Annotated in this window: 21 protein-coding genes; 5 read left to right on the plus strand and 16 right to left on the minus strand. The window is 69.0% G+C overall.

Annotated elements, in window-relative coordinates; all coding sequences use genetic code 11:
- Positions 1-29: 29 nt before the first annotated feature.
- The gene (locus LCL61_RS18680) at positions 30-1,376 is read right to left on the minus strand and encodes an MFS transporter (RefSeq protein ID WP_425342014.1); all 1,347 of its coding nucleotides are present in this window, start codon (positions 1,374-1,376) and stop codon (positions 30-32) included.
- A gap of 192 nt (positions 1,377-1,568) precedes the next feature.
- On the opposite strand from LCL61_RS18680, the gene LCL61_RS18685 reads away from it, so the two are divergent.
- The gene (locus LCL61_RS18685) at positions 1,569-1,739 is read left to right on the plus strand and encodes a hypothetical protein (RefSeq protein WP_340688013.1); all 171 of its coding nucleotides are present in this window, start codon (positions 1,569-1,571) and stop codon (positions 1,737-1,739) included.
- Positions 1,740-1,742: 3 nt separating this feature from the next.
- On the opposite strand, the gene LCL61_RS18690 is transcribed toward LCL61_RS18685, so the two are convergent.
- The 10 genes from LCL61_RS18690 to LCL61_RS18735 all read right to left on the minus strand — a co-directional run bounded on the left by LCL61_RS18690 (position 1,743) and on the right by LCL61_RS18735 (position 11,689).
- The gene (locus tag LCL61_RS18690; protein WP_340688014.1) at positions 1,743-3,158 is read right to left on the minus strand and encodes a glycoside hydrolase family 3 protein; all 1,416 of its coding nucleotides are present in this window, start codon (positions 3,156-3,158) and stop codon (positions 1,743-1,745) included.
- The gene (locus tag LCL61_RS18695) at positions 3,151-3,966 is read right to left on the minus strand and encodes an HAD family hydrolase (RefSeq protein ID WP_340688015.1); all 816 of its coding nucleotides are present in this window, start codon (positions 3,964-3,966) and stop codon (positions 3,151-3,153) included. Before LCL61_RS18695 ends, LCL61_RS18690 begins: the two co-directional genes overlap by 8 nt.
- On the minus strand, positions 3,963-5,744 hold the full coding sequence (locus tag LCL61_RS18700; protein ID WP_340688016.1) for a glycosyltransferase: 1,782 nt from the start codon (positions 5,742-5,744) through the stop codon (positions 3,963-3,965). The genes LCL61_RS18695 and LCL61_RS18700 overlap by 4 nt, the downstream gene beginning before the upstream one ends.
- Positions 5,741-6,793 carry a glycosyltransferase family 4 protein gene (locus LCL61_RS18705; RefSeq protein ID WP_340688017.1) on the minus strand — a complete coding sequence of 351 codons (1,053 nt, stop codon included), beginning with the start codon at positions 6,791-6,793 and terminating at the stop codon, positions 5,741-5,743. Before LCL61_RS18705 ends, LCL61_RS18700 begins: the two co-directional genes overlap by 4 nt.
- Positions 6,790-7,314 (minus strand): dCTP deaminase, encoded by a 525-nt coding sequence (locus LCL61_RS18710; protein ID WP_340688018.1) that lies wholly within the window; start codon positions 7,312-7,314, stop codon positions 6,790-6,792. Before LCL61_RS18710 ends, LCL61_RS18705 begins: the two co-directional genes overlap by 4 nt.
- Positions 7,311-7,841 (minus strand): dCTP deaminase, encoded by a 531-nt coding sequence (gene dcd, locus LCL61_RS18715; RefSeq protein WP_340688019.1) that lies wholly within the window; start codon positions 7,839-7,841, stop codon positions 7,311-7,313. The genes LCL61_RS18710 and dcd overlap by 4 nt, the downstream gene beginning before the upstream one ends.
- Positions 7,838-8,806 carry a diiron oxygenase gene (locus tag LCL61_RS18720; RefSeq protein WP_340688020.1) on the minus strand — a complete coding sequence of 323 codons (969 nt, stop codon included), beginning with the start codon at positions 8,804-8,806 and terminating at the stop codon, positions 7,838-7,840. Before LCL61_RS18720 ends, dcd begins: the two co-directional genes overlap by 4 nt.
- Positions 8,803-9,843, minus strand: a complete 1,041-nt coding sequence (locus tag LCL61_RS18725) for a polysaccharide deacetylase family protein (protein ID WP_340688021.1) — start codon at positions 9,841-9,843, stop codon at positions 8,803-8,805. The genes LCL61_RS18720 and LCL61_RS18725 overlap by 4 nt, the downstream gene beginning before the upstream one ends.
- A gap of 26 nt (positions 9,844-9,869) precedes the next feature.
- Positions 9,870-11,075, minus strand: a complete 1,206-nt coding sequence (locus tag LCL61_RS18730) for an MFS transporter (RefSeq protein ID WP_340688022.1) — start codon at positions 11,073-11,075, stop codon at positions 9,870-9,872.
- Positions 11,076-11,245: 170 nt separating this feature from the next.
- Complete coding sequence (locus LCL61_RS18735; RefSeq protein WP_340688023.1) at positions 11,246-11,689, minus strand: HIT family protein; 444 nt, start codon at positions 11,687-11,689, stop codon at positions 11,246-11,248.
- 327 nt (positions 11,690-12,016) lie between these two features.
- Between LCL61_RS18735 and LCL61_RS18740 the strand changes: the two genes are divergently transcribed.
- Positions 12,017-13,315 (plus strand): phytase, encoded by a 1,299-nt coding sequence (locus tag LCL61_RS18740; protein WP_340688024.1) that lies wholly within the window; start codon positions 12,017-12,019, stop codon positions 13,313-13,315.
- Positions 13,316-13,369: 54 nt separating this feature from the next.
- On the opposite strand, the gene LCL61_RS18745 is transcribed toward LCL61_RS18740, so the two are convergent.
- From LCL61_RS18745 to LCL61_RS18765, 5 genes are all read right to left on the minus strand, one after another.
- Positions 13,370-15,895 (minus strand): tetratricopeptide repeat protein, encoded by a 2,526-nt coding sequence (locus tag LCL61_RS18745; protein WP_340688025.1) that lies wholly within the window; start codon positions 15,893-15,895, stop codon positions 13,370-13,372.
- A gap of 308 nt (positions 15,896-16,203) precedes the next feature.
- Complete coding sequence (locus LCL61_RS18750) at positions 16,204-16,755, minus strand: hypothetical protein (protein ID WP_340688026.1); 552 nt, start codon at positions 16,753-16,755, stop codon at positions 16,204-16,206.
- 270 nt (positions 16,756-17,025) lie between these two features.
- On the minus strand, positions 17,026-19,473 hold the full coding sequence (locus tag LCL61_RS18755; RefSeq protein WP_340688027.1) for an ATP-binding protein: 2,448 nt from the start codon (positions 19,471-19,473) through the stop codon (positions 17,026-17,028).
- A 215-nt stretch (positions 19,474-19,688) separates the two neighbouring features.
- Positions 19,689-20,276, minus strand: coding sequence for a helix-turn-helix domain-containing protein (locus LCL61_RS18760; protein ID WP_340688028.1), 588 nt, complete (start codon positions 20,274-20,276; stop codon positions 19,689-19,691).
- A 32-nt stretch (positions 20,277-20,308) separates the two neighbouring features.
- Complete coding sequence (locus LCL61_RS18765) at positions 20,309-20,866, minus strand: M23 family metallopeptidase (protein WP_340688029.1); 558 nt, start codon at positions 20,864-20,866, stop codon at positions 20,309-20,311.
- Between the two features lie 615 nt (positions 20,867-21,481).
- Between LCL61_RS18765 and LCL61_RS18770 the strand changes: the two genes are divergently transcribed.
- From LCL61_RS18770 to LCL61_RS18780, 3 genes are all read left to right on the plus strand, one after another.
- On the plus strand, positions 21,482-21,790 hold the full coding sequence (locus tag LCL61_RS18770; protein WP_340688030.1) for a hypothetical protein: 309 nt from the start codon (positions 21,482-21,484) through the stop codon (positions 21,788-21,790).
- 34 nt (positions 21,791-21,824) lie between these two features.
- The gene (locus tag LCL61_RS18775; protein ID WP_340688031.1) at positions 21,825-23,072 is read left to right on the plus strand and encodes a nucleotide sugar dehydrogenase; all 1,248 of its coding nucleotides are present in this window, start codon (positions 21,825-21,827) and stop codon (positions 23,070-23,072) included.
- A gap of 81 nt (positions 23,073-23,153) precedes the next feature.
- Positions 23,154-23,690, plus strand: a complete 537-nt coding sequence (locus tag LCL61_RS18780; RefSeq protein ID WP_340688032.1) for an EF-hand domain-containing protein — start codon at positions 23,154-23,156, stop codon at positions 23,688-23,690.
- The last annotated feature ends 42 nt before the right edge of the window (positions 23,691-23,732 follow it).

Genomic DNA, 23,732 nt, shown 5'->3' on the forward strand with positions numbered 1-23,732 from the left:
CACACCAGCCTGCCACACGGTGCTCGTCGTCACCTGCTGCCGGAATTCAGGTCGGTGCCCCGGGTTTCGGCGCTGAGGAGCAGCGCGACGAGGGTGACGGCGATCGTGCCGACGAGGTACAGCACGACCGCCGTGGGGCCCTGTTTTTCGGCCAGCCACACGGCGATGAGGGGAGCGGGCGCGCCGGCGATGATCGAGGATCCCTGGAACACCAGGGAAGCACCGGCGAAACGGCGGCGGGTCGGGAAGAGTTCGGCGATCCAGGCGGCTTCCGGTCCGGCCAGGAGTCCGTGCAAGGCCGCACCGACGCCGATGCCGAGATAAAGCAGAGGCAGATCGTCCGCTTGGACGACGGCGAAGAAGACCGGTGCCCACACCGCGAGGCCTGCCGCCGGGACCAGCATGGCGATACGCCGCCCGACGAGGTCCGACCAGTAGCCGCCGGCCAGCATCCCCGCGAACTGCAGCAGTGACCCGACGGCCACGGCGAGGAGGACGTCGGACTTGTCGTAGCCGAAGGTCTTCGTGGCATAGGCGACCACGAAGACGGTGTAGACGTAGAAGGCCACGTTCTCGCCCAGCCGCACGCCGAGACCACGGAGGACGGGGCCGGGGTGGGCGAGTGTCTCGAGGATGCTCGACCGCTCCCTGACGGCGTCCGCGGATGCCGTGGCCCGCGCCCGCGCTTCCTGGAACACCGGCGACTCGTCGATGCGCCGCCGGATCCAGAAGCCGATGACCAGAAGCGGGATCGCGAACAGGAAACCGACGCGCCACCCCCATTGGTCGAAGGCGTTTTCGGGGAGTACCAAGGCGATCCCGCCGACCACGGCCGTGGCCAGCACCGTGCCCAGAGGCGCTCCCGCCTGCGGCCACGCCGACCAGAAGCCTCGCCGCTTCGGGCTTCCGTACTCGCTGACCATCAGCACCGCCGCGCCGAACTCGCCACCGAGGGCGAACCCCTGGATCAGCCTCAGCACGACGAGCGAGATCGTCGCCCCGATGCCGACCTGGGAGTAGGTGGGGAGCAGCCCGATCGCGGAGGTCGACAGACCGAGCAACAGGAAAGTGGTCACCAGCATGGGTTTGCGCCCGAGGCGATCGCCGAGATGCCCGAAGACGATGCCGCCGATCGGGCGCGCGACGAAGCCGAGCCCCTGTGTCGCCAGCGCGAGCAGCAGCTGGGCGAACCCGTCGCCGCCGGGGAAGAACAGCGGCCCGAGCACGGTGGCCGCCAGGATTCCGTAGAGCGCGAAGTCGTACCACTCGAGCACCGCGCCGGCCGTACTGCCCGCCAGCACTCGCCTGAACGCCGACCGGCTGACACTGACGGACCTCGAACCGGCCGTTTCGTGCGAGGCGGGCACGTTCGTCACTTTCGCTCCTCGTCGAGTCGGCCGGATCAGGACCGGCGTCCGATATTCGGCCACCGTTGGCACGCTATTCGGACAGGCAGGAAGATAGACCGCGGTGGCGGGATCGCGCAAACAGTGGCAGGCCGGTCGCGTCGTCGAAGCGGCGATCGGTTCGGCCGGCGGCGCGATCCGGTCCGGCGTCGCCGATATCAGGTGCGCACCGCGATCTTCGTGGCGAAGCGCGGCATCGCCACGGCGGTGCTGGTACCGCTGTACTCGGCCGGGCCGGTGACCCCACTCGGCATCGCCGCGCTCCTGAGCGGTGCGCCCGCCGCGGGCACCTGCATCCATCTCTGCTGGCGAATCCTTCGTGAAGACCCCTAGGCTTCACGACCACTGGGCGGTGAGCTGTTCCACCGCCGCCTCGATGTTGACCGCACCGGCTCCGTAAGTGCGGATACTGGCTTTGACCCGCGGAGTCACGTCGTCCGGCATGCCGACGGCAACCACGATCGCGTCGGGCCGGGCGGCCAGGGCCTCGGCCAGCCGGGCCGCTTGCCAAGGGGTCCGGTAAGCGTCCCTGACCACCAGCACCACCGGGCCCGTCGACGGCAAGACCACCGGGTCGTCTTCGGTGGCGAGCACCGTCGAGTGGGCCGCACCGAGCTCGGCCAGCCGGTCGGCGAGGCTCCAGTGGGCTTCACCCAGCGCGTTACCGCCGGCACGCAGTTCGACCACGAAGGCGGGCGCGGTCAAGGCGGCCGGTCCGTCGACGCGCAGAGCGCGCCGCGCGGCTTCGAGCCCGAGATCACGGGGAGCGGCCTTGGCGCGCAAAGCGGATACTCGCGCGGCCGCGGTTTCGAGTGCCTCCAACGAAAGTGTGCCGGCGCGGACGGCTTCGGAGACCGACGCGCGGATGGCCGCGGTGAGCTCCTCACCCTCGGTCGGGCCGAGCAGCAGCAGATCCGATCCCGCCCGCAGGGCACGGACGGCCACCGCACCGATGTCCTGGTTGCCTTGGCCTGCCTCGATGGCGATCGCGCTGGACAGCAGCACACCTTCGTAGCCCAGCTCTTCGCGGACAAGGTCGTGGAGCAGGCGGCGGCTCAGCGTCGCCGGGTTGTCCGGGTCCAGTGCGGGATAGAGCACGTGGGCGGTCATCATCGCGTGGACGCCCACCTTGATCGCCGACACGAAGGGCGCCAGCTCACGCTCGCGGAACGTCGCGGCCGGAATGTCCACAATGGGCAGTGCGTGGTGCGGATCGGTCACCGTCGCGCCGTGGCCGGGAAAGTGCTTGGCACAGACGGACACGCCACCGTCCTGCATGGACTCGATGAACGCCGCGCCGTGTGCGGCGACCAGATCCGGCCGCGCGCCGAAAGACCGGACGCCGATGATCGGGTTGTCCGGATCGCTGTTGACGTCGATCGACGGGGCCAGGTTGAGGTTGACTCCGCAGGCCTTCAGATCCGCCGCGATGGCCGCGGCGACTTCGGCGGTCAACGCCAGGTCGTCGATCTCGCCGAGCGCCAGGTTGCCCGGATACGCGCTGCCGGTCTCGTAGTCGAGGCGGGTGACGTCACCGCCCTCCTCGTCCAGCGCGATCAGCGCGTCGGGCGCCGTCCGCCGCAGCGCGCGGGTGTGCCGGACGATCGCCTGCCTGCCACCGTCCAGATTGGCCGGGAACAGGGTGACTCCGGCGAGCCCGTCGTCGAGCGCCGAATGTACCCACGCCGGCGGCTCGGCCCCGGTGTACCCGGCCAGCAGGCAGGCGTTGACGAGCCGGTCCAACTCATTCACCGACAACGGAGTTCTCCTTCGCGTAGAGCTGTTCGAGTACGACGGCGACGCCGTCTTCGTTGTTGCCGCCGATCACGTGGTCCACCAGTGCGAGCACGTCGGGGTGCGCGTTGGCCACCCCGTACGCCGTACCTGCCCAGGACAGCATCGGCAGGTCGTTGGGCATGTCACCGAACGCGATCACGTCCGAGGCCGCCACCCCGCTCCGCGCGGCCAGCCGGGCCAGCGCGGCCGCCTTGTTCACTCCGATCGCGATCGCTTCGACCAGGCGTGAGCCGTTGGAGTGGTACGCGGCGACGAGCCCGTCCAAAGCCGGTTCGGCCAGCGCGAGGAGTTCGTCGGCGGACAGCGAAGGGTGCCTGCCGAGGAGCTTCGGCGCGGGCAGGCTCAGCAGCGTCGCGTCGTCGGCGCGCTCGATCGTGGCGCCGCGGTCCCATTCCCACGGCTCGTAAACCGGATCCGCGACCAACCGGTCGGCGTGCTCCACGGCGATGCCGATGCCGGGGATCGCCGCCCGCAGTCTGGTGACCGCTTCGGCCAGATCCGGTGTCGTGATGGCGTATTCCTCGACGACCGTCCGCGTGTGCATGTCGTACAGGTAGGCGCCGTTGGAGCAGATCGCGAGGCCCCGGTCGCCGAACCTCCCGGCGATCTCGGCCACCAGCCGCGGCGGACGGCCGGTGGCGATCACGAATTCGGCGCCCGATTCCTCGACGAGCGCGAACGCCGACACCGTGCGGTCGGAGATCGTGCCGTCCGGGCGCACCACCGTGCCGTCGAGATCCGTCGCCACCAACAAGGGCGTCATGACATCAATCCTCCGTCCGAGAACAATCCGGTCCATGCGTCCCGGCTGGTCAGCCGCGGCAGCGCCGCGCGGTACTGCTCGCGGACGGCGGCGCCGTCGCGGATGAACCGGGTGAGCACCCGCGCGCCCTGGTACGCCAGGCGGACCAGGTGTTCCCGGTCGTACGTGCGGACGCGGACACCTCGCTGCGACGCGTCGGTCACCACCGCCGTGCGCAGCGCGCCGACACGCCACCAGTCGGCCTCCGAAACCGGAACGGAGCCCAGGGCGAGCCGGTGCACGCCGAGCAACGGCCCGAGGGCCAGCCGATCGAAGACACTCGGTTCGCTGATCGCGATGTCGTTCGACGCGAGCCCCGGTACGGCCGCCGGTGGATGCGCGACGGTCTCCGGATAGCGGGACCGCACCTCGCGGATCCGGGCGAGCGCCGCGACTCCGCCGTCGCGCAGGATGTCCGGCCCGTCGAGAAAGTCCGACACCGCTTGGATCACCGTCGCCGCGGCGCCGTACCGCATGCCCAGCAGCGAGGGAATCAGCTCGGCGAGCAGGGTTCCGGCGATCTTCAGCACCGGGAAGTCACCGTGCAGCGCCGAGATGATCGTGTAGTTGCGCAGAATGAAATACCGGTTGAGCTCGTCGGAATCCTTCCACGGGAAGTCGGTGTGCCACAGGCCCGCGCCCGGCAGCGTCACCGTCGGGAACCCGTGCTCCCTTGCCCGGTAGGAGTACTCGGCGTCGTCACCCTGGAAGAACAGGGGGAGCGGATAGCCGGCCTCCTTGACCACTTCGTACGGGATCAGGCAGGCCCACCAGCCGTTGTAGCCCGCGTCGACGCGGAACTCCTGCCGGTACGGCCTGCCGGTCGCCGGATCCGTGGCCAGCAGGTCGACCGCGTGCAGGCTGTGCCGGATCGGCATACCCGGCCGGATGCCGTCGAGGTCGGTGTACTCGGCCGCCGCGTGCAGCCGCGTGGGGTGCAGCAGGTTCAGCATCTGGCCGCCGAGGATCAGCGGTTCCGCCGTGGACGCCGAAAACGCCGTCATCCGGACGAGCAGGTCGGGTTCCAGCACGATGTCGTCGTCCATGAACAGCACGTTCACGTTCTCGCCGTCGACCTCGTACAGGCCGCGCGTGAAGCCGCCCGCGCCACCCAGGTTCGGCTGCCGCAGGTACCGCAGCTTGCCCGGCGGCAGAACGCCCTCGGCCCGCACAGGGTCGGTGCCCTGATCGACGACGTACACGGCGTGCACCGTGGCCGCCGCCAGGTCGTCGTCGGCGATCGCGGTGAGCGTGGCGAGGCAGTCGGCCGGGCGGTCCATCGTGCAGATGGTCACCACCGTCGGCCGTGCTCGCCCGGCCGACGGAACCGTCCAGCGCACGTCACGGACGACAAGTCGTTCGTCTGGCTCGGTTTCCCAGTCCAGCCACAACGCGCCGCCGTCGACGAACCGGTCGAGCGTAGCGGTCAGCGAGATCGGCTCACCGTCGACGACCCGCGCCGCCACCACCCGCGGCTCGCCCTCGAAATCCGACGCCAGCAGGGAAACCGTGCCGGAACCACCGGCCTCCAGTTCGACCTCGACGGCACCGATCGTGGTCCAGCGCTGCCAGTAGCTCGCCGGGAACCGCCCGAAGTACGTGTTGCCGGAGACCTTCGATGCCGGCTCGACGATGAGTGCGGTCCGCTCACGGCGAGCGCTGCCCGAGACGATCTGAGCGTAGAGATCCTTGCCGATCACGGGATCAGGCCCGGCGAACAGTCCGCGCTGCGCGATCATCGGCGCACCTCGGCGGTCACGGCAGCCAGTCCGGCCGCGGTCCTGGACAACGGGAACCGGGCCGCGTTGCGCAGTCCGGCCGCGCGCAGGTCCGTCAACGCGCCGTCGTCCTTGGCCAGGAGCCGGATGGTGTCCGCGAGCGTGGACCGGGTGAACCGGATCGCCGAGTCACCCAGGACCTCGGCCAGCCCCGGCACCGGCTGATACGCCACCGGCAACCCGCAGGCCTGCGCCTCGACCGCGACGAGCCCGAACGCCTCCAACGTCGTCGACGGCATCACGAGGAGGTCGTGCCGCGCGAAGGCCTGCCACAACGCGGGCCGGTCGAACCAGCCGAGGTAGTCGACCCGCGTCGTGTCCACCGGGAGCGCGGCGAACTCGTGCTCGGGCGCCGCGACGCACAACGTCACGCCGGGCAGCCCCGCCAGATCCGCGATCAGCCCTGCCGCCCCCTTCTCCGCGGTCAGCCGCCCGGCGTACAGCACCCGGAACCCGTCCCGCGGCCCGGGCCGCGGCGGCGGCGAGTGCAGCAGCCGATCGGGGATTCCCCAGGGCACGTGGACGATCCGCTTCGGTTCGACCGGCGTGACCGTGCGCAGGAGGTCGGCCATCGCCGAGGTCGGCACGACGACCGCGCCCGCCGCCGCCGCGGCCTCGCGCAGCACCTCACGCTGGGTGGGATGCTCCGCCGCGAAGAGCAGATCGGTGCCGTGAACGAGCGCGATCCGCGGATGGTCGGGGAACGCGCGGAGCAACGCGGGCGTGGCACCGAAACTCAGGTGCTGCCAGTGCACCGCGTCGAAATCGGCCGGGTCGAAACGGCGCCGGATCGCCGTCGCAAGAGTGTCCACATAGGACCAGAAGCCTGGCCCGTCGAGCTGCTTTCCCGGCACGTCGAGCAGCTCCGGCTCGCCTGACCCCGCATCGGAGCCGAGCATGAAGACATCCGCCTCGATCGGCGCGTCCGGCGCGAGGTAGAGGTCCTTGAGGAGCTCGACGCTCCCGCCGGGACTGCCCGGCGGGAGGTCGATCCCGGTCAGTGCCTTCACGACAGTTCCTCGTACAGCCGGGAAATGTCGATGCCCGCCGTACTCGTGTACTTCACGCCGACGCGCTGATAGCTCGCCAGCGATCCGTGCGCCACCAAGAAGATGATCTTGCCGAAGGTCATCAGCGGATAGACCCGGACCGGCCTGGCCACCCTGATCTCCAGCGTCCAGTTGATCGCGTGGCCGACGTGGCCGAGCGGCGCCGAGACATGGACCCAGATTCCGAGCCCGCCGATCGTGTGGTCGCCGTTGATCATCTGCGCGTAGCGCTCGGAATGGGTCCGCTCGTGGGTGACACCGAGGTACAGCCGCCCCGGTTCGAGCACCATGCCCTCGGGCGGGATGACGAGCTCGGTGTACGGCGTCGACCTGGCGGCGTCCAGTTCCGTGTCGAACACGCGCATCTTCGTGCCGAGACGCCAGTCGTACGCGTTGGGCGACAGCCGGTCCGGCTCGAACGGGTCGATCACGATGTCCCCGCTCTCCAGCGCCTTCCCGATCGCCTTGCGGGTGAGGATCATGAGGTGACCGCCATCGTGTCGCGCCAATAGCGGGACTCCTGCGGGCCGACCGCCGACTGGTACTTCCCCGCGTAGAGATCGATCTCGCCGGAGGACACGAAGAACATGATCTGGCCGATCTTCATGCCGCGGTAGACGCGCAACGGCTGTACGGGGGAGAGCATGAGCGTCCACTGGCCGTGGAAACCGATGTCCCCGATCGGGGCGGTGATCTCGACGAACAGCCCGAGCCTGCCGACCGAGGACCGGCCGAACAACAGCGGCACGTAGATGTCCGAGCCGATGCGCTCCTCGGTGTGCCCGAGGTAGAGCTGATCGGGCTGGAGCACATACCCGTCCTCGGGCAGCTGGATCGTCTCGGTCGGGTTCGGCCGGTAGGCGTCGACGACCTTGTCCCGATAGGACATCAGGGTGCCGCCGAGCCGGACGTTGTAGCTGTTCGGGTTGACCTGGTCCGGGCTGAACGGGGAGATCGCGATCCGGCCGTCGGTCACCGATTCGGTGATCTCCGGCCCGGTCAGGATCATTTCACCCCGCCCTTGGCCGTCACGAAGCGGTACTTCACCTTGTCTTCGATCCCGAGGTCCCGCAGCAGCCTCTGCACGGTGGCGAAATCGTTCATCATGACCTCGCCGTCCTCCTCGGCCCGGCAGTCGGCGATGATCTCGTCGACGTGCTCGATCCCGGCGAACCGGAGCACCTGCGGCCACAGTTCGTAGTCCTCGGCGCCGAACGCGGTGATCGCCTCCGGGAGGTACCGGATGAAGAACTCCTGCCGCTCCGGCTCCAGTTTCGGGTAGATCTCCTTCATCAGCTCGGCCAGCACGGGACCGTGCGCCGCCTCGTCGCGGGCGTGCAGCCGGGCGATGAGCGCGTGCATCGGCTGGATGGACTTGTCGCCCGCCAGCAGGTCGAGGAACGCGTTGATGCTGACCTCGCCGACGACCGTCCACATGAGATAGAGCAGATCGCGCTGCCACTGCTCGTCCATGCTCTCCGCGAGCGCGTAGAGCCTGCGGTTCGTCACCGGCTCCACAAAGGATTTCTCGAGGCTGATCTCGCGTGCCTCGCGGGTGCGCTGCATCGCCATCATGTGCATGTAGGTGTGCCACACCTCGTCGATATGGGACTGCTGGACGACTTCCTTGACCTCGTAGCGGTCGACGCCGGGGAAGACGCCGTGCGCGAGCTTCTCGAAGGTCGGGTTCGCCACGTGCTCCTCGGCGGCGATGACACGCTCGTTGTAGGCGATCCACGCCAGCGTGTTGACGAGCAGCCGCTGTTCCTCCGACGCTTCGAGGAACCGCGGGTGCTCCGAGAACGGCATGAGGTGCAGCGGGTAGTCCAGCAGGCTGGGATCGTAGTCACCGGGGTTGACCACCCCGGCCATGTCGGTGCGGATGGTCGCGCGCTTGGGCCAGGCCGCCGCCAGCCTGCGCAGCATGCTCGGTCCGACATGGGTCTCCGCAAGCTCGATGGGATGCATCGTCATCTCTCTCCTGTCGCGAAGTTCGGGGTCACCAGGTCTTCGACGCGGACGAACTCGAGTCCGCGGTCAAGCAGTCCTTCGATCACCGACGGCAAGGCGGTGACGGTCTGGGAACGGTCGCCGCCACCGTCGTGCATCAGCACGATCGAACCGGGAATCGTTTGCCGCAGCACGGTTCGCGCGATCACGTCCGGGCCGGGCATCGCCCAGTCCTCGGTGTCGACGTCCCACAGCGCGAGCCGCGCGCCGAGGTTCGTCAACGAGCGGAGCACCGCGGGGGTCCTTGATCCGTAAGGCGGACGGAAGAACGCGGGCACGGTGCCGAAGGCGTCCGCTATCACGTCACCGGTGCGGTTGAGCTGGTCGGTGAGCTCGGTCGCCGAGAGGTCCGGCAGATAGGGATGGGACCACGTGTGATTGCCGACGCCATGGCCCTGTTCCGCCATCCGGCGCAGATCTTCGCCGCGCGCGCCCGCGTTCAGCCCGACACAGAAGAAGGTGGCGCAGACGCCGTAAGACTCGAGAATATCGAGAATCCGCCCGGTGTAAGGAGGATGCGGGCCGTCGTCGAACGTGAGCGCGATCTGCGCGCGCGTCCGGTCGCCGTGTTCCAGCGAGCGCCCGGCCGCCGTCATCGTGGCCAGCGCTTCGTCACTGGAGGCCATCGCCGCATGATGTTCGTCCAGCCGCCCGGTGAGCGACCCCGACTCGATCTCCAGGCGCACCACGGAAGCGGGATCTCGCCAGGCCGCGCGTGCCAGCTCGACGGCGGGCACCGAGCCGAAGCCCGGCCGCGGCGGCAGTATGGCCGGGTCGGCGCGGTACATGTCCAGGCCGGCGGCCATGAAACCACCGTCGAGCATGCCGTTGGTGCTGTCGACGACCGCGGTCACGGGGCCGCCGAGGCCGTTCAGATAGGACGCGATCTCCTTGCTGCGGTCCGCGGCGAACCGCACGGCGGGCCGGTCACCGTGTCCGTTCCCGTCGAGGACCGCGATCTCGAAACCCGCGTCGGTCCAGCCGATTCCGGCGTACAGCATCGATTTACCCCCATGGTGCGTGTCTCTCAATCCAGTCGTGCGGTGGTGAGATGCCTGACGGTCGCCCGCCGGACGACGATCGGTCCGGAGATGGCGATCACCGCCGCGAGCAGGCCGGGTACCACCATGGCGGTGCCCAGCGAAGTGACGTCGGCGAGCGGGCCGATGACCGCGGGCCCGCCCAGCTGTCCGGCGTAGGCCATGGTGGTCACCCAGGAAAGCGCGCGCCCGGCGTTCGCTCCACCCGCGCCGACGGCGCTGAAGATCGCCGGTACGACGGTCGCCAGACCGGCCGCCACGACCACCCAGCCGACCAGGCCGAAAGCCAGCCGTCCCCCGGGAAGCAGAGGCGCGACGAGAACGAGCGCGTACCCCAGCACGGCGACCGATCCCGCGTACCGCATCCAGCTCGCCGGGTTCACCTTCGACCGGAGCCGATCGGCGGTGAGCCGGGAGACGGTCAGCGCGGCGGCGAACGCCGTGTACGCGAGCGACGCCGTCGCCGGATCCGCGCCGAGCATCCCTTGTGCGTGCAGTGAAGCCCAGCTGTAACCGGCGCCTTCGCTGACGAAACCGGCCAATGCGACCAGGCCGAGCAACATGATGGTGCTCGTCGGCAGCCCGCCGGAAGAGACGACCGGGTCACCGGCCACCTCGTGCCGCGCCTCGCCGGTCAGCAAATGCTTGCCGGGAAAGAGGAACAACACCGCCGCGACCACGCCGGCGCCGACCATCAGCGCCGTGCCTCCCGTGCCGAGATGCAAGCCGACGGTGATCGTGAGGCCGCCGGCCACCCCGCCCAGGCTCCACACACCGTGGAACGTCGACATGATCGAGCGTCCGTAGCGGGTTTCCACCTCGACGGCGTGGCCGTTCATCGCGACGTCCAAGGAGCCGAGCGCACCGCCGAGTACGAACGCGGCGGCCAGCAGTACCGGAAAACTCGGTGCCAGCGCGGGGCCGAGCAGCGCGAGCGCCGCGACAGGCGCGATCACCCGTAACACCCCTCGGCTGGACCAGGCGTCGGCCAGCCGCCCGGCCACCGGCATGCAGGCCATCGAGCCGAGCGCGGTGACCAGCAGTACCAGCCCGATCCGGCTCTCGCCGAGGCCGAGCCGGGCGTTGATCGACGGCAGTGACGCGCTCCAGACGGCGCAGATCAGCCCGCAGAGACCGAAAACGCCCGTCACGGCCATTCTGGCGCGACGAACGGCGGTCTCGGAACGCGTCACGGCGGCGGACTTCCTTCTCTGCTGGCGGGCATGACAAAGGAGGAGTCCTTCAGTGTCCAGATAGGACAAAGCCGTGAACTGTCCCCCAGTTCGGCCGGATCCGCGACGGTGCGGCCGGTTATAGTAAAGAAACTTTCCTAATTAAGGATGCAGGCACGATGGTCCCGCTGTCAAGGGAAAACTCGAGGTTCGAGTGGTGCCGCGAGCAGGGTGTGCATGGCCGCCAGCTCCTCGTCGCCTTTCACCGCGGCGACCCAAGGTCTGGTCAGATGATCACCCGTCGCTCTGGGCACCAGGTGGACGTGCAGGTGGAAGACGTCCTGCCAGCCGGCGGATCGGTTGGCCTGGAACAAGGTCAGTCCGTCCGGCCGCAGTACCTCACGGATCCGGGCGGCCATCGAATGAACGGTCCGCATGACGGCGGCCGCGTCCTCGGCGGAGATCTCCCAGAGGTCCGCGGCGTGGGCCCGCGGTATCACCAGAGTGTGCCCCGGCATCACGGCGGTGTGGTCGAGGAACGCGATCGTCCGCTCGTCCTCGAACAGCACGCGCCCGGCGCCCTCGCGGCCCGCCGCGATCTCACAGAACACGCAAGCGGTATCGGTTTCGTCCATGTCGCCGACTGTAGAGCGAAATGGCGCGTGGCGATAACTGTCCACAATGGAGTATCGCTTGTGGTCAAGGTGAACGAGTGCAAGAGAGGGCCGGTTGATGCGGAGCCACCACGAAGGCGTCCGCCATGATACTGCTGTGGAACTCTTGTCTGGTGGGTTCGTCGATACGTCCGGAGTCTCCGGCCCGCGGCCTGCCGCTACGGCACCTGCGCGAGGGATGGCGGTGTTCACGTCCTGGTCACCTTGGTGTGCCGTTACTTTCGGGTAACTTGTCACGCGGTGACTTCATAGTGGGCTGTCCGATTCGCCCAGGGAAGGAACACCTTCATGGCTCAGGCCTCCAGAGCCCGCGTCACCGTCGGCGGGCTCGTGCTGGTCACGGCGCTCGCCACCGTCTTGCCTCCTTCAGCCGTGGCGGCCGACGCGCTGCCCGGCGTCAAGCCGACGACCGAAACCCCTGCCGTGTACGACGACGAAGCAGGCGGCAACGCGGACGCCGACGACCCGGCGATCTGGCGTAACCCGGCGGCTCCGGACCGGAGCCTCGTCGTCGCCACGGTCAAGGAAGGCGGCCTGCGCGTTTACGACCTCGACGGCCGCGAAGTGCAGTCGGTGCCGGCGCCGAAAGCGCCCGGCTCGGACGATGCTCCTGGCCGGTTCAACAATGTCGACCTCGTGCACCGGATGAAGGTCGGCTCCGGGGTGAGCGACCTGGCCGTCACCAGTGACCGCGGCCGGGACCGGCTGCGGATCTACCGTATCGACGGCGGAAACCCCGGTGCCCCGCTCACCGACGTCACCGATCCTTCGGCGCCGGCGATCTTCTCCTCGTCGCAGGAGGAGATCAACGAACAGCGCACCGCGTATGGCCTCGCCACGTGGACCGATCCCTCCAGCGGCCGCTCGTACGCCGTGGTCAGCCAGCGGGAACGCACCGCTCTCAGCCTACTGGAGCTGACCGCGGGCGCCGGAGGCATGGTCTCCTACCGCAAGGTGCGCACTCTCGCGTTGCCGTCCGAGTTCAGGCTGCCGAACGGCAGATCGTGGACTCCGTGCGGTGAGCCGGGTGAACTGCCCCAGGTCGAAGGCATGGTCGTCGATCCCGCGAACGGCACTCTCTATGCCGGGCAGGAGGATGTGGGCATCTGGCGGGTGGACGCCGACCTCGAAGGCACGCCGAAGCTCATCGACAAGGTCCGCGAGTACGGCATCCCCGGCACCTATGACGAGGCGACCGAGGAATGCGTACCCGGAACCGACCCGGGCTACGGTGGCACGAGCCTGTCGGCCGACGTGGAAGGCCTCACCCTCCTCAAGCAGAAGGACGGTGACGGCTACCTGCTCGCTTCCAGCCAGGGGGACAACAGCTTCGCCGCCTACGACCGCGAACTGGGCGACGACAACGAATACGAAGGCGGCTTCCGGGTGACCGCCGCGTCCGCGACCCTCGACGGCACCGAGGAAAGCGACGGCGCCGCCGTCCTCAACGAGCCGCTCGGAAGCAAGTACCCGCATGGCCTGCTCGTCGTCCAGGACGGTGACGACAAGCCGGGGGAGCCGGGCCGGGACGCCACGAACTTCAAGTTCGTGGACCTCAAGCGCGTACTCGACGCCCTCGACGACTGACCGGACCCGCCGGAGCGGCGAGACCGCCGCTCCGGCGGGCCGCCCCTACGACGCCTACGTCGCGCTTGACACGAGATGCTCGCGGACCTCGACGGCCTCCGGCACCCCCATCTCGGTGTACGCGGTATGCGCGGTCTGCCAGTGTTTCCGTGCGGCGACCGGATCGCCGGCGGCGAACAGTGCGTCGCCGAGTCCACTTTGGGCTCTGGCCAGTTCGTAGCGGCTGTCCGCGGCGGTCGCCGACTCGATCGACCGCCGCAGGCAATGCACGGCGTCGTCCGCGCGCCCGGCGGTGAGCAGGGTCGCCGCCATGTCGTTGCCCGCCGCCAGCGCCCCTTCTCTGCTGCCGATTTCCGTGGCCAGCTCGATGGCCTGCCGGTGATGCGCCAGCGCCTCGTCGAACCGCCCTGTCGCGACGAGCAGGACGCCGAGATGGTTGAGCACCTTGCCCTCGTCAGCCCGGTTGTGCGTCTGCCTCGCCACGGCGAGCGCCTCTTCGTAGCAGGCCCACGCCTCGGTGTCTTTTCCCATTCGCCAGAACGTGGTGCCGAGACCGTCGAGCGCCCGGCATTCGCAGAGATGATCCGCGCTCGCCCTGGTCACGTCGAGGGCCTCGGACAAATTGTCGACGGCGGCGGGATAATTCCCCAGCCGCATCTCGGCGAGGCCGATATTGCACAACTGCCGCGCCCGAAACGACTCGTTGTTCCGCGCGACGGCGAACTCCATGGCCTGCCGGAAACAGGGCAACGCGGCGCGATAGTCGCCGAGACCGGTCAGCAACAGGCCTACGTTTCCCGACAGGTTGACGGCGTAATCGGAGGCACCGGCGGCGGAGAACTCCTTGATCGCCTCCTCCAGGACGACGAGTGCGCCGGCGGAGTCACCCCGTTGCCAATGGGTCATGGCCAGCCCGTTCAGAACGTGCCCCCTGGTGACACCGGACCCGACCCGCACGGCGTTGCCGAACAGGGCGACCGCGTCACTCACGTGAACGCGGGCCTCGAAATAGCTCGTCATCACGCACGCGAGCCACGTCACGTGCTCGTCACGCCCTTCGCTCAGCGCCCAGCCGGACGAGACGACGAGGTTGACCCGCTCGGCGTCCAGCCACGCCATCGCCTCGTCCGCCCCGGTGAACTCGAGTGCCCGCGCCGCGGGTGTGGGCAGGTCCGTCCACCGCTCCGCCTCATGCGGATAGCAGGTGACGAGCGCGGCACGGGCGGTGGCCAGCTGGAAGTCGAGCAGCCGGGCGGCCGCGGCCCGGCGCCTCCGGGCTTGGACGTTCTCCCGGACGCGTTTCTCCGCGAACACCCGGACCAGGTCGTGCAGTTCGAACCGGGACGAGCGGGAGGTGACCATGTTGGCCGCCACCAGGTCGCCGAGTTGACGGCGAACGACGCCGACCTCGACGCCTGCCAGCGCCGCCGCCGCGCGGTCGTCGAAATCGCGTCCTGGATAGACGGCGAGCAGGCCGAGCAATACCCGGTCCGGCTCGGCCAACTCGTCGTACGACGTGCGCAACGCGACTTCGACCCCGTCGTCCAGCCGCAGCATGGTCCGCAGGTCGGCGAGGCGGTCTCGGTGGTCTGCCATCGTCCATTCGTCCGAGGCGGCCAGACGGCGGGTCACCAGTGCGAGGGCCAGCGGCAACCGGCCGACCAGTTCGATGATGTCGGCCGCTTCGCTCTTCTCCGCGTCGACACGTTCGTCGCCGATTCCGTCGCGGAGCAGCTCGACCGATTCCTCCGGCGTGAACACGTCGAGCGCCACGTGCCGGGCTGCCTCCAACCCGCCGAGGCGGCGCCTGCTGGTGACCAGCACCAGGCAGGTCGGAAGGGCGGGCAGCAACGGCAGCACCTGGTCGACCGAAGCCGCGTTGTCCAGCAGGATCAGCGCGCGCCGTCCGTCCAGCAGCCGTCGGAACAGGGCGCTCCGGTCGGCGAGGGTGAGGCAGCCGATCTCGCTGCCGGACGCCCCGAGCCGGCGCAGAAAGCCTTCGAGGACCGCGGCCGGGTCGGCGGCGGGCCGATCCGCGTCGAAGCCGCGGAGATTCACGACCAGGCGCACGTCGTCGAACCGGCCACGCTCGGCCAGCAGCCGCGCGACCTCGCCGGCGAACCGGGTCTTGCCGACCCCGGCCATTCCGGAGATCGCCCATACGCCGGCGTCGTCCGGCTCGGCCTCCAGTATCCCGCGCAGGTGCGCCTGCCTGCCGACGAATCTGCCCGTTCCGGCGGGAAGGTGATCGGCCACGCTGATCACGGCCGCCTCGGTGGCGTGTCCGGTGATCACCCGGTGCGCCTGCCGCCATTCCGCCGCGACGTCCATGCCGAGCAGCACGGCCGCGATGTCGACGACCAGTTCGACGTCCAGTCGTTTGCGTCCCGGCAGCAGGCAGCGATACACCGTGTTGTAGGCGGGGAGGTCGGCGGACCCCCGGGCCGTGCGCATGCGCCGGACCCGCCGGTGCAGTTCCCGATGGGTCAACCCCGCCCAGGCCAGCGCCTGCCTCAGCCGCTGGGAGAGTTCGTCGTACGACCGCGCTCCGACCGGACTCGGCGGCTGTTCCTCCGGCACGGGAACCCCCTGGACACGTGAACCGCTCCGCCCGGCGGTGACTCCCGGGCCGAATGCCGACCGACCATAGTCGAGATCGGGCAACCCGGTGGGCCAAACGGGCGTATTCGGTGTCGGACCAGGTGGGTCTTCGCTCCTTCTCAGTTCGACAGAACGGGATGCCGGGTCGGTCGCGGCCGCTACGAGCGAACATGGCGCGTCCGTCACCGGCGGGTGCCGCCGCACCACGGATCCGGGGCGCCACCGAGGGGGAGCGGTGGTGTCCCGGGGATCCGTGGTCGTCGCCGGTCAAACCGGCGCGAGCCGGCTCACCTCCACCTGTACCCGGCGGCGACGTGGCCAAGCTGGACCTTCGCCCGCACCTTGGGGTAGCCGGCGTGGCCGTAGTAGCCACCGCCCTTCTTCGGGATGCCGGACCAGCGCACGAGAACGGTGCCGCTGGTTCCACATCCCGCCGTCGTCCAGGTCGCGACCATCTTCTTCTTGGTGCGGTTGTAGTAGTGGCCCTGCGCGTGGACGCAGATCTTGGTGTTGCTGCCGGCCTGGACCTGCCACCTGTAGCGGCGGTGCTGCGGGTTCTTCTTCGAATCCAAGGTGATCCAGGCACAGTCCGACTTGTTCACCGCCCACTTGCCGAAGCCGGCTACGGCGCCACGCCATCCGCCGCAGGCGGCGGTGACGTCCCCACCCTCCGTGGCCTCTTCGGTCAGCGTGACCCCGGCCGTGCTGTCGTCGATCTCCGATTCGGCGACCGTGGTGGTGTCGGCCTGCTCGTCAGCCATCGCCGGCGCGGTCTGTGCGGTGATCACCATGCCCGCGGCCACCAGACCGGTCGTGACCCGTGTCGTCCATTTCTTCAACGTTCATCTCTTTCTCGTCGTTCGGATCGAACGCCGTGGCGAATTCCGCCGGATCCCTCAGTGGCATTCGATAAGCCGGTCGCCTTTCTGGTGCATTCGCGCGCCAGAAGACCCGACTTGTCTGAGTGAGTGATTTTCCATCAGCCATTCACCTGGCCACGGCAGACATTATCGGCAACCCGCGGACCGGCATAGTGATCTTGGGCGGCGACCTTGATCGAAGTTGTTCGAAAACGCCGGACCGGAACTATTCGGCGGGCAAAGTTCCGGTCACGACGAGAGCATCGCGGTGCCCATCGCGTCGTACAGCGACCGCGCGCGTTCGCGGTACGGCCTGGCCTTGTCCGGAGCCCCGACGTCGTCGTGGGTCGCGGCGATACCGGTCAGCGCGCGGGCCTCCTCATGCGGTTCGCGGGTGAGCCGGGCGAGTTCGGCGGCCCGCGTGTAGTGCGCCAGCGCGGCCGGCCGGTCACCGCATGCCAGCGCGCTGTCCGCGAGCCCGTTGTGCACGAGGGTCTCCAGCGGCCGGATGCCGGTCGTCACCGCGATGTCGAGCGCCGCCTCCTGATGCTGGCGGGCCGCCGCCGCATCGCCCTGCCGGAGGTGCACCAGCCCGAGATAGGCCAGTGCGTACCCTTCGGCCTCCCGGTGGCCCTCGGCCCTGCTGACCGCCAGCGACCGGTCGAGATGGTCGTGGGCTTCCGTCCACCGGCCCAGCGCGCGGTACACGTCCCCGAGATTGTGCAGCGAGATCGCCTCGCTCAGGCGGTCACCGATGCTCCGGGAGATGGACAGGCACTGCCGATAGCAGCCGAGAGCGTCGTCCAGTTCGCCCCGGCGTTCGTGGATGAAGCCGAGGTTGGACAGCGAGCGGCCCTCGTTGAGGCGGTCGCCGGTCTCCTGGGAAACCGCGACCGCTCTGCTCAGGTGGTCCGCCGCGGCGGCGTACCGGCCGAGCTGCGCGTACACCGTTCCGAGGGTGTTCAGCGCGCGGCCGGTGACGACCGGGCTCCCGTCGACGTCGAGGCAGCGGGTCAGGTGCGTCACCGCCTCGTCGAAATGGCCGAGCCTGGCGCAGATCGCGGCCAGGTCGACGAGTGCCTGCTGGGTGCCGATGGCATCGCCCACCCGCTGTGCCTCGGTGAGCGCGAGCCGGTGCAGCGCGCGCAGGGCGCCGTAGTGACCGTGCACCCGCAACGCCTGCCACAGCACGGTCGAGAGGTCACGGGCGTAGGTGTCGCCGGTGGCCGACGACTGTTCCGCGATGGCGATCAAGGTGGGCAGTTCCGCCGCCAGCCAGGTCGCCGCGTCCTCCGCCCCGGTGAACACGACGTTCTCGGCGATCGGGGTGAGCAGGGGTCTTCGGTTGGGGTCGCCCGACGTCATCGATCCAGCCGCGTCGGCGGCCCCGGCCACACAGTGCTCGGCGAGGCGGCGCAGGGCCGCCGATCGCCGCTGCGGCGGCTCGTCGTCTGCGCGGCTGCGCGCGTAGTCGCGGACCAGGTCGTGGAATTCGAACCGGCCGTCCGCGCGGTGCGCGAGCAGCAGGTGGCTGTCGACGAGCGCGTTCAGGAGCCGTTGGGTCTCCGGCGGATCCGTGCCCAGCAGCGCCGCCGCGGCGGCGCTCTCCCAATGCGGGCCGGGGTGGAGCCCGAGCAGACGCAGGGCGGAGGCCACGTCGCCGGGCAGCGCGTCGTAGGACCAGGACAGCACGGAGGGCAGCGAGGTGGTCTTCTCTTCGGTGGTCAGTGCGGCGAGCCGGTCCCCGGCCGGACGCATCGAGGACGCCACGTTCGCCAGGTTCCGGTTGTGCGCGAGCCGCTCACCGACGATGCGCAGGGCGAGTGGCAGGCCGCCGCACCCCGACACCATGTCGGCGAGCGCGGTGCGGTCGGCGAACCTCCGTCCGTTGCCCGCCAACCGGTCGAGCAGGGAGAACGACTCCTGCTCGGTCAGCAGCGGCACCGGCACCCGGTGCGCGTCGGCGCTGATCGTCAGCCCGTGCAGTGCCGCGCGGCTCGTCACCACCACCGCGCAGCCCGCGTGGCCCGGCAGCAGCGGCCGGACCTGGTCCGCCGAGCGGGCGTTGTCCAGCACGATGAGCACCGAACGGCCGGCCAGCACACTGCGCAGCGTCGCGGCCCGGTCGTCGAGGTCGGCGGGCACGTCCGCCACGGGCACGCCGAGCGCCCGCAGGAACGACCGCAGCACCTCACCCGGGTCGGCGGGCGCCCCCGGCCCATACCCCCGCAGGTTCGCGAACAGCTGCCCGTCGGGGAAGTCCTGTTTGACCCGCTGCGCCCACTGCACGGCCAAGGAGGTCTTGCCGACCCCGGCCATGCCTTCCAGTACCGCCACGACGACACCCCCGCCGTCGCCCTCGCGGCGGAGGGCGTCGAGTGCGTCGATCTCCCGCTGCCGCCCGATGAACGACGTGATGCCCGAGGGCAGTTGCGCGGGCACCGAAACGACCGGTGTTCTCGCGGGCGACACCGCGTCCGGGCAGTAGTGCAGCACGAACCGGCTCGCTTGCTCGCCCTGGAGACCCAGCCCCTGCGCCAGTGCCTCCACCGAATGACGCCGTGGCCGGGTGACCCGGCCGCGCTCGATGTTGCTGATACTTCGCACCGTCAGCCCGGTGCGCTCCGCCAACTCCTCCTGGGTGAGCCCGGCGTCCCGCCGGGCCTCACTCAGTAGCGAACTCGGACGACGCTCCATTTCGCGGATGTTAGAGGGGGTGCGACGCCGAAAGTCGTGGTTCGCCGACGATTTTGATCGAAATTGGTCGAAAACGCACTCCGGGCCGGGTCCGCCGGCGAGCGAGGACCCGGCCCGTCCGGGCACCGGAGATCAGGGGTTGAAGAGGCGGTGCAGCCAGCCAAAGGCGGCGAGAGCGGCGAGTGTGGCGGCCATCGCCGCTCTCAACGGATGCTTCATACGGGTCTCCTCTTGCGGTGTGTTCCCGACGCTGACGTGCCGGTGGTCGGTCGATACGAAGCCGCTGCCCGTTCGAATTCGGCGCGAGCCTGGCCGGTCAGGCCGAGACCGGCCGCGATGAGCCGGACCGTGTCGCGGCGTGGCCTGCTGACCCGGCCGTGCTCGAGGTCTCTGATCGCCCGGACACTGACGGTGGAGCGCGCGGCGAGGAGCCGTTGGGTCGTGCCGAGACTGTGCCGGTGGCTCCGCAGCAACATGCCGAAGCTGGTCGGATACCGCTGAGCACCAGGCGTGCCGTCGTCCGCCGGGATCATCGGCTCCGGCGCGGAGTCGGCTCCGGCCACCCGCATGAGGTATCCGGGCGGTTCGGCGACGATGGACGACGGCAGCCCGATCCCGCCCAGGTTCGCCCGCAGGGCGGACACGCAGATCCGCACCTGGGTACGCGCGGTGGCGGGCGGTTCGGTGTCCCAGACGGCGTCGATCAACCGGTCGATGCCGACCACCCGGTTGGCGTTGAGCAGCAACACGGACAGCACGATCGCTTGCCTGCCGGGCAGGACGATGCGAACACCTTGAGTCACTGGCGTCCTCCGCTTTCGCTCAGCGACGCACGTCACCGATGCCGCATCAGAGTCGGTAAGCGGCAGGGGAGGGGCAACCGGAAACTTCGACGAAAAAGTGCCGGTTCAACGTCAGGGCGTGGGGTGCGTGACCGCGGAAGCCCGCTCGGCTCGGGCGAGCAGAGCGGGCTCGGGTTGTCGAGAACCAGGCCGCCGGTGCTGTCCGACGCGCTCTCGTGCCTGCCCGGCCGGTACTCGACATGCGTGTGCGTGGCGCTGGCGCCGCGATACTCCTCGGTGCCGATCTGCCGGCCGCGGCCGGCGAACTCACCGACCGCGAGCCCGTTCGACGGATTGAGATGCAGGTAGATGATCGTGAAATCCTGATCCCGGTTGTAGATCGCCACCGTGGACAGGCCGCCGCTGCCGTTGCTGCCCTCGGTCTTCCTGATCACGGAACCCTGGGTCAAGGAGTACACGGGAACGCCGAAGCCGCGCGCGAAGTCGATCCCCTCGTGCCTGCCCGACGTGTTCACATAGCCGTCGAAATAGGAGGTGATGCGGCCGGAATCGCTGTGGTACAGCCCGGTTTCCAGCCAGTCGTTCCCCACCAGGCCGAGCAGGTGCCCGACGTTTTCGTTGTACGTCGAGGTCAGGTTGCCTTTGGCTCGTGCGGGAACGAGTCGATCGGCCCCGTCCAGCCGTTCTTGAAGAACACGGTGACCACCGCGTCCCTCCGGTTCCGGCCCGTGAATCCCGGCGAAATGTCCGGTTAATGCATGTGCGTACGGTTCTGTATCGGGGTCGTGAGTGATAAGGACGGTTCTAGCCGTCCTTATCGCTCACGACCCCTCGTCACGAAAAGCAACCGAGCTGGCACTTCGATCTCAGATAGTGTCCTTTGTGGACAGTCGAGGCTCGCGCTGCCCCGGCCCGATCCGACTCGAGAACATCCGGCCGCGCAAGTCTTTCCGGCCGAACAGGCCCGGGACACGCTGCGTCCCGAATCTTCACCGATCATCCCTGACTTCATGGCCCGCGCCACTCGTTCATGTGAACCGCCCGCGCTCGAAGATCACGCGCAGAGTGCTTGAAGCCGCCATCTGAATGACCCGGCGGAACGGACCGCAACCTGCGCGCGTGAAGTTCCGGCGGGACACAGGTTTTACCAAGAGTGACTGTTAGCGTGCGGAATGAAGTCGTGGTCTTGGATGTGGAGGCATTCGATGAACCGTCTTGTCATCGCCGCGCTGAGCGCGGCATCCGCCGGCGCCCTGATGATCGTCGCGAGTCCGCCGGCCCAGGCCGCGGCGGGGGAGGTGGTGGTCTTCTCGACCGAGTTCCAGCGTCTGGATACCTACAGGAACCCCGAGGGTTGTCACAAGCTCCCCATCGCCGCGCATGTCCTGGCCAATCGGACCTCGGCCGAAGTGGTCATCCACGGTGATCCGCTGTGCTTGACGCCCGGGATGCGGGTCCAGGCAGGGTTCGGTTCTCATGTTCCATCGGGCACTGGTTCGTTCTCGGTCAGCTGATCGGTTCGCGTGACATCGAGACTGAGGGGGTCCCGTGTCTGTCGATCTTGTCGTGGTCGGAGTCGGCTACGTCGGGTTACCACTGGCCGAAGCCGCCTGCGGGGCGGGGTTGTCGGTCGCCGGCTACGACACCTCGCCGAGGGTCGCGGCCGCCGTGGCCGAGGGGCGTTCGCATGTGCCCGACGTGACCGCGAGCCGTTTGCGGGCCATGCGGGCGAGCGGTTTCACGGTGACGGCCGATCCCGAGGTACTCGGCACCGCGGAAACGATCGTGCTCTGCGTGCCGACCGGTCTGGACCCGGCGGGCGGGCCGGATCTCGCCGCGGTGCGCTCCGCGGCGGAGACGGTGGCCGAACACCTGCGGCCGGGGACGCTGGTGGTGCTCGAGTCGACGAGTTTTCCCGGCACCACCGACGAAATCGTCCGGCCGATCCTGGAGAAGTACGGCCTGACCGCGGGCGAGGACTTCGCGCTCGCCTACTCGCCCGAGCGCGTCGACCCGGGCAACCGCCGCTTCGGCGTCCGGAACACGCCGAAAGTGATCAGCGGGCACACCCCGTTGTGCGCCAAATACTGCGCGGCGTTCTACGGGCGCTTCGTCGACACGGTCGTGGTGGCGCGCGGCACCAGGGAAGCGGAGATGGCCAAGCTGCTGGAGAACACCTATCGCTACGTGAACATCGCCCTCGTCAACGAGATCTCCATCTTCTGCGACCGGATCGGGGTCGACGTTTGGGACGTGGTGCACTGCGCCGCGACCAAACCTTTCGGGTTCATGCCCTTCGTGCCGGGGCCGGGTGTCGGCGGGCACTGCATCCCGGTCGACCCCAAATACCTGCTGGACAAGGCGGATCGGGAGGGAACCTCGCTCGGCGTCGTGCACGCCGCCCGCCTCGTGGACGACCGGATGCCGGAGCACGTGGTCGACCGGGTGACGCGCCTGCTCGCCGGACAGCGGAAAGCGTTGCGGGGAGCGAAAGTCCTGTTGCTCGGCGTCGCGTACAAGGCCGATGTGCCGGACACCCGCGAGTCCGCCGCCATCCGGATCGCCGTCCGGTTGCGCGCGCTCGGCGCGGACGTGTCTTACCACGATCCGGTGGCCGGTGCCGTACCCGAACTGGGGCCACCGGCCGCCGACCTCGACGAGGTGCTTCTCGCCGCGGACGTCACCGTCCTGCTGGTGGCGCACCGCGCCTACGACCTCAGCCGGCTGACCTCGACGGCCAGGCTGCTGTTCGACGTGACGGGACAGGTTCCCGGAGAGGAGGTCGTCCGTCTTTGACCGTGTCCGCCGGGTCGAGAGCCGGCCGACACGCGCGTACCGCAGATTCTTCCGAGTCCACGCGAAAAGGAGTGTGCACGAATGACCACGGCGGTCAAGAACGACAGGCTCAAGAAGCGTTTTGAGAAGTGGGATGTCAACGGTAACGGCAAGATCGAGAAATCCGATTTCGAGGCCGAAGCCGGCCGGATCATCACCGCGTTCGGCGAAGACCCGGCGTCGCCCCAAGCGCGTGCGGTGAAAGACTCTTTCGTGGCGATGTACGAGTACCTGGCCGGTAAGGCGGGTGCCGGCCCGAACGGCGCTCTGAGCGAGAGGCAGTTCACCGAGGTGATCGAGGCGCAGATCTTCCAGGAGGGCGACTCGGGATTCGATCGTGTGGTCCGTCCCACCATCGCGGCGATCGTCGGCCTGTGCGACACCGACGGCGACGGCGAGGTCAACCAGCAGGAGTTCGCCAAGTGGCTGGCGGCCATCGGTGTCGAGTCCTCGGCCGTGGCCCCCGCGTTCCGGGCCATCGACGTGAACGGCAACGGAAAACTGACCGTCGACGAACTCGTGCACGCGGTACGCGACTACCATCTCGGCAAATCGGACGTGCCCTTGCTGGGCAAGTGACGATGACGTAGCGGCGATATGGTGAGCGGCCCGGCTCCGGGC

The organism is Amycolatopsis coloradensis (assembly GCF_037997115.1).
GTDB lineage: Bacteria > Actinomycetota > Actinomycetes > Mycobacteriales > Pseudonocardiaceae > Amycolatopsis > Amycolatopsis coloradensis_A.

What these genes read in the sequence shown, in the direction of transcription:
- LCL61_RS18695 (WP_340688015.1), bottom strand. Translation starts at nt 3,966, where the DNA reads ATGACGCCCTTGTTGGTGGCGACGGATCTCGACGGCACGGTGGTGCGC.
- LCL61_RS18700 (WP_340688016.1), bottom strand. Translation starts at nt 5,744, where the DNA reads ATGATCGCGCAGCGCGGACTGTTCGCCGGGCCTGATCCCGTGATCGGC.
- LCL61_RS18710 (WP_340688018.1), bottom strand. Translation starts at nt 7,314, where the DNA reads ATGATCCTCACCCGCAAGGCGATCGGGAAGGCGCTGGAGAGCGGGGAC.
- dcd (WP_340688019.1), bottom strand. Translation starts at nt 7,841, where the DNA reads ATGATCCTGACCGGGCCGGAGATCACCGAATCGGTGACCGACGGCCGG.
- LCL61_RS18720 (WP_340688020.1), bottom strand. Translation starts at nt 8,806, where the DNA reads ATGACGATGCATCCCATCGAGCTTGCGGAGACCCATGTCGGACCGAGC.
- LCL61_RS18725 (WP_340688021.1), bottom strand. Translation starts at nt 9,843, where the DNA reads ATGCTGTACGCCGGAATCGGCTGGACCGACGCGGGTTTCGAGATCGCG.
- LCL61_RS18735 (WP_340688023.1), bottom strand. Translation starts at nt 11,689, where the DNA reads ATGGACGAAACCGATACCGCTTGCGTGTTCTGTGAGATCGCGGCGGGC.
- LCL61_RS18740 (WP_340688024.1), top strand. Translation starts at nt 12,017, where the DNA reads ATGGCTCAGGCCTCCAGAGCCCGCGTCACCGTCGGCGGGCTCGTGCTG.
- LCL61_RS18755 (WP_340688027.1), bottom strand. Translation starts at nt 19,473, where the DNA reads ATGGAGCGTCGTCCGAGTTCGCTACTGAGTGAGGCCCGGCGGGACGCC.
- LCL61_RS18770 (WP_340688030.1), top strand. Translation starts at nt 21,482, where the DNA reads ATGAACCGTCTTGTCATCGCCGCGCTGAGCGCGGCATCCGCCGGCGCC.
- LCL61_RS18780 (WP_340688032.1), top strand. Translation starts at nt 23,154, where the DNA reads ATGACCACGGCGGTCAAGAACGACAGGCTCAAGAAGCGTTTTGAGAAG.